Source organism: Nocardia sp. NPDC060220 (genome assembly GCF_042727815.1).
Classification (GTDB): domain Bacteria; phylum Actinomycetota; class Actinomycetes; order Mycobacteriales; family Mycobacteriaceae; genus Nocardia.
In genome coordinates this window covers 1-4994 of record NZ_JBHWZY010000520.1, presented here as the reverse complement: position 1 = coordinate 4994, position 4994 = coordinate 1, and the positions used below count along the sequence as shown (strand labels likewise).

Below are 4994 nucleotides of genomic sequence, written 5' to 3'. Positions count from 1 at the left end.
GCAGGTGATCGACGGCTGCGCGGCGCTCGACCGGCCGATCGCGGACGACGAACTCACCGACGTCCTCACCGTCTTCGCCGACTACGCCGACGCGAAAGCAACCTGGTTCCTCGGTCATTCGCGGGCCGTGGCCGACTTGGCCGCCGCCGCGGCCCGCGAGTACGGCCTGCCCGCCGACCAGGCGGTGACCGTGCGGCGGGCAGCCCTGGTGTGTCGCCTCGGCACCATCGGCGTCTCGACGGGCATCTGGAACAAACTGGGTCCGCTGACCGCCTCCGAACGCGAACGGGTGCGGATGGTTCCGTATCTGACCGAGCGAGTGCTGGCGCGCAGCCCGCACCTGGCCGCGCTCGGCGGACCGGCTTCGATGGTGTACGAACGGCTGGACGGGTCCGGCTATCCGCGCGGGCTCACCGGCTCGATGCTGCCGCCCACCGCGCGAATTCTGGCCGCCGCCCAGATGTTTCGCGCACTCGGCGAGCAGCGACCGCACCGACCCGCCATCGAGCCGGACGAGCGAGCCAGGATCCTGCGCGCCGAGGTGACAGCGGGGCGACTCGACGGCGACGCCGTTGCCGCCGTACTGGCCGCGGCCCAGGGCCGAAGACCACGCAAGCGCGCGCAGATCGCCGGGCTCACCGCCCGCGAGCTCGACGTCCTCGCCCTGCTGGTGCGCGGCCGGTCGACCCGAGAGATCGCCCAGGCCCTCGGCATCAGCCCACGCACGGCGGGCAGCCACGTCGAGCACATCTACACAAAAATCGGTGTCCACAGCCGTGGTTCGGCCGCGGTGTTCGCGATGCGCCACGGCCTACTGCCCGACGAGGATCAATCGGCAAAGATCGGGTGATCACCCGATGTTCGACATCGGCGCAGGTCGCAGACTTTTCCCATGACTACTTCGACCCACACCCCGCAGACGACCTCCTCGGTCGCCGACCTTTTTCTCGCCGCGCTGATCCGGCGCGACTTCGCCGCGATGGCGTCCTACCTCGCTCCCGAGGTCACGCTGCGCGGTCTGATCCCACCCGGCCCGTTCACCGCGGTGGGTCCCGATCCGGCGATCGCGCGCTTCCGCGGCTGGTTCGGCGGTCCCGACGACTTCGCCGTCGTCGAGTCCGGCCGCGAACACATCGGCGACAAGCTCGCGATGCACTGGCTGGTCCGCATGCGCCCGGCCAACGGTACGACTCGTGTCGCCGACCAGCGCGTTTTCCTGACCACCACCGATAACGCGATCACCACCATCGACCTGCTGTGCTCGGGTTGGCAGCCCACCGATTGACCTCCGGCCACGGGCAGAACCGCGCCGACGAACGACCCCGAGCCGGCGCAGGTGCTATCCGGACTCCTGCGCCAGCTCGTCGATCCATCGTTCCAGCCGGGCACCTTCGGTGACCATCAGTTGCGGGTCACGGAAGGTGTTGGTCAGCAACGAGATCCCCTGGTACGCGGCCACGAAGGCAACGGCGAGCTCGGCGGCGTCCGCGCGACCGAGGGCGGCGAACTGTTCGCGTGCCCACTCCACGAGCAGCCCGATCACGCGTGCGGGCTGCCCCCCGAAGGCGTCTTCGCGCTTGTCGAGTTCGGCGGCGAGTGAACCGGTCGGACAGCCGAAACGCGCCGCCATCTCACGTTGTTCGACCCAGCTGCGCACCATGGCCTTCAGCTTCTCGGCGGGTCCCGGCAGTTCGGCGAGTTCGGTGACGACGCCGGACAGCACCTGCGCGTGCAACTCGATGACCGCGGCAATGAACTGGTCCTTGGTCTTGAAGTAGTAGTAGACGTTGCCGACCGGGACGTCGGCCTCGCGCGCGATATCGGCGATCGTCGTCTTCTCGATGCCCTGCTCGTAGAACACGCGCATCGCCGCTTGCACCAGGCGTTCCCGCTTCCCGATCTTCGGGCTGAGCTGCGCGTCCGATTTAGTCATACAACTAACTATAGACAGAGCGCGGCCGGTGGGATACATTCGTGTCCAGCAAGTCAGTCAGCTAACTAACTAAGGATTCAGATGATCGTCGTCACCGGAGCAACCGGCAATATCGGCAGCACCCTGGTCGGACTACTCGTCGACGCTAGAGCACAGGTCAGGGCGGTATCCCGCGGCACACGCCCCGTCGACCTGCCGACAGGTGTCGAGCACACGGTCGCCGACCTGGGCGATCTCGACAGCCTCTCCCCCGCGCTACAGGGCGCCGACGCGCTGTTCCTGCTGATCACCGGCGAGCAACTGATGACCGGCCCCGAGCCGGCCCTGCTGCTGAAAACCGCCGCGGACGCCGGCATCCGCCGGGTCGTCTTCGTCTCCTCGCAGGGCGCGGTCACCCGCCCACAGTCCGACGGCTACGCACGAACCATCGCGTTCGAACAGGCCCTCGCCGAATCCGGCCTGGAGTGGACGGCCCTGCGCCCCGGCGCGTTCTTCTCCAACACCTTCGCGTGGATCGAACCGGTGCGCACCCAGCGGGTCATCCCCGCACCGTTCGGAGATATCGGCCTGCCGGCAGTAGACCCCGCCGACATCGCCGCCGTCGCCGCCGTGGCACTGCGTGAAGACGGCCACCACGGCCGCGCCTACACCCTCACCGGACCCGCCGTGATCACCCCTCGCGACCAAGCCGCGGCGGTGGCCGAAGCAATCGACGCCCCGATCACCTTCCTCGAACTCACCGTGGACGAGGCCAAGCAGAACATGCTGCGCTTCATGCCTGAGCCGGTCGCCGACCACACCCTCACCATCCTCGGCATGCCCACAGCGGAAGAACTGCAGGTCAGCCCTGATATCGAGGAGGTACTCGGTCGACCGGCCACCACCTACGCGCAGTGGGTGAGGCGCCATCGGGCGACGTACGCCTGACCGGACCGCGGGGACCTCGTCAGCCGATATCGACCGGGTCGATCTGCACGCGCAAGGGCGCGTCGGAGCGGTGCGAACTGCGGACGGCTTGGGCCGCGGTGAGGGCGCGTGCCAAGGGAGCGCCGTCCGAGCGGGCCACCCGCAGCAGCATCCGTTCGACCTCGGCGGGAGAATCGCCGCCGGAGAACGGTTTACGGGCCGTCGGCGGCAGCGGTACCGGGCCGAGGATCTCGGTACCGTCGGGAAGCGTGGTGGCGTCGAGCAATTCCGCGATCGAGGCGGTGGTGCCGTCGATGGCGGCGAGCCGGACCGCAGGCGGAAAGCCGACCTCCGCGCGAGCCTCCAGTTCGGCGGCGGCATGGTTGACAGGATCCCACCGGACCAGCGCCTGGACGGTGGCGAGGGACGGCTCGGCCATGACGATGACCTGGCCACGGGGGCGGACCAGGGCGGCCGCACCCATCCACCGGCGCAGGGTGTCCTCGCTCGCGCGCAGGTCGGCGCGACCGAGCAGCGCCCAGCCGTCGAGCAACAGCGCGACGCCGTAGCCACCGCGAACGAGGGGTTCCGCACCGACGGTGGCGACGACCACCTGGGCGCCGGGTTCGACCGTGTCGAGCACTTCCCCACCGCCCGAAGCACGAATCGGGACGCCCGAGAACGCACGCCCGAGCTCTTCGGCGGTGCGGGCCGCGCCGATCACCGTGGCCCGCAGCGCTCGCGCACCGCAGGCCTGGCAGCGGAACGCGGCTTCGGTGATGCCGCACCACTTGCACTGTGGACTCGCCGCTTCACCATTGCCCGAATGCGGTAGCGCCAACGGCCCGTTGCAGTGCCGGCAGCGCGCGGGGGTACGACATTTCGCACAGGCCAACGACGGAACATAACCTCGCCGCGGCACCTGGACCAGCACCGCCACGTTCTCCTTGATCGCGGAGCGCGCGGCCGCGAACGCGACGCCGGGCATTCGCACCGAGCGGGCCAGCGCGTCGCGCTCCAGGGCGTAGTCACTGTCGCCCGGCGCACTGATCCTGGGCGTCACCTCACGCAGCACCTGACGTTCGGCGAGAAGGTCATGGGCCCAACCGGTTTCGACCACCGCCTGGATCTCCGCGGTCCGCGCGAAACCGGCCGCGACGAACGCGGCCCCCGTCTCGTGCGCCCGGAGCATCGCCACTTCGCGAGCATGCGGATACGGCGAACGGGGTTCGGCGTAGGTGTCGTCACCGTCGTCCCAGAGGGCGATCAGCCCGAGATCGCTCGCGGGCGCGAAAACCGCCGCCCGAGTCCCCACCACGATCCGCGCCTGCCCCCGCAACACCGCCAGCCACCGCCGATATCGCGCCGCGGGGCCCAGCCCCGCCGACAGTCCGACTGCCGAATCACCCACCAGTGCAACACATTCGGCGAGTAATCGATCGAGGTCGCGCTGATCGGGCACCATCAACACCGCACTGCGACCAGCGGCCACCACCGTCGCCGCCAACTCCGCCAGCCGGGCCGCCCAGTCCTCCCCCGGCAACGCCTGCCACGCCGCCCGCACACCCTTGCCCTGTGCCAGCGCGCCGACGAACCCCATGCCGTGCGCATACCGGCCCCAGGCCGACGCGTCGACCTCGCTGCGCGCTTCCGCCGCGGCGCTCGACGTCTGCTCGACCTGGACCTTCGCTGCCTTGTCGCCCGCCGCCCCGCCGAATTCCGCGACCGAATCGCCGACGCCGCCCGAACCCGCCGCCGAGCCGGCCGCACCGGTGGAGCCGTCCACACCGGTGGCACTGTCCGCGTCAGTCGAGCGCGAAAGATGCTCACCATCAACAGCTTCCGGTGCCGAGTCGGCCACGGCGCCAGCATCTTGCTCATCGGCGAGGGCCGGGTCTTCCGGCGACGACGTCGGATCGTCGGCGATATCGACAACTCCAGCCGCCGAACGCGTCGACTTCTTCACGGCATCGGACTTCTTCGCACCGCCGGTTTCGGTACGGGCGTGGCGCGGAGGGATGGCAAGACGCAGGACATCAGCGCGAGTTCCCGCGTAGCGGGCGGCGACGGCGGTGGCCAGGCGCAGAATTTCCGGGGTGAGGACGCGTTCGGCGGAGACCACTCGTTCGAGCGGCATCATCTTGCCGTTGTGATC

General features: G+C 69.6%; 5 protein-coding genes. 3 read left to right on the top strand and 2 right to left on the bottom strand.

Annotated features, from left to right (window positions below; translation table 11 throughout):
- Together ACFWF3_RS24045 and ACFWF3_RS24040 are read left to right on the top strand one after the other, a co-directional pair.
- Positions 1-850 (top strand): HD domain-containing phosphohydrolase (locus tag ACFWF3_RS24045; protein ID WP_379315359.1); only part of this gene is annotated, 850 nt, incomplete at its 5' end.
- Between the two features lie 42 nt (positions 851-892).
- The gene (locus ACFWF3_RS24040; protein WP_379315357.1) at positions 893-1285 is read left to right on the top strand and encodes a nuclear transport factor 2 family protein; all 393 of its coding nucleotides are present in this window, start codon (positions 893-895) and stop codon (positions 1283-1285) included.
- Positions 1286-1339: 54 nt separating this feature from the next.
- Here ACFWF3_RS24040 and ACFWF3_RS24035 read toward each other — a convergent pair whose 3' ends face one another.
- Positions 1340-1933, bottom strand: a complete 594-nt coding sequence (locus ACFWF3_RS24035) for a TetR/AcrR family transcriptional regulator (RefSeq protein WP_378989072.1) — start codon at positions 1931-1933, stop codon at positions 1340-1342.
- 81 nt (positions 1934-2014) lie between these two features.
- On the opposite strand from ACFWF3_RS24035, the gene ACFWF3_RS24030 reads away from it, so the two are divergent.
- The gene (locus ACFWF3_RS24030) at positions 2015-2860 is read left to right on the top strand and encodes an SDR family oxidoreductase (protein WP_379315355.1); all 846 of its coding nucleotides are present in this window, start codon (positions 2015-2017) and stop codon (positions 2858-2860) included.
- A 19-nt stretch (positions 2861-2879) separates the two neighbouring features.
- On the opposite strand, the gene ACFWF3_RS24025 is transcribed toward ACFWF3_RS24030, so the two are convergent.
- The coding region (locus ACFWF3_RS24025) for a primosomal protein N' (protein ID WP_379315354.1) at positions 2880-4994 on the bottom strand (2115 nt) is incomplete at its 5' end.

Coding starts and splice junctions, on each gene's coding strand:
- ACFWF3_RS24040 (WP_379315357.1), top strand. CDS start 893: ATGACTACTTCGACCCACACCCCGCAGACGACCTCCTCGGTCGCCGAC.
- ACFWF3_RS24035 (WP_378989072.1), bottom strand. CDS start 1,933: ATGACTAAATCGGACGCGCAGCTCAGCCCGAAGATCGGGAAGCGGGAA.
- ACFWF3_RS24030 (WP_379315355.1), top strand. CDS start 2,015: ATGATCGTCGTCACCGGAGCAACCGGCAATATCGGCAGCACCCTGGTC.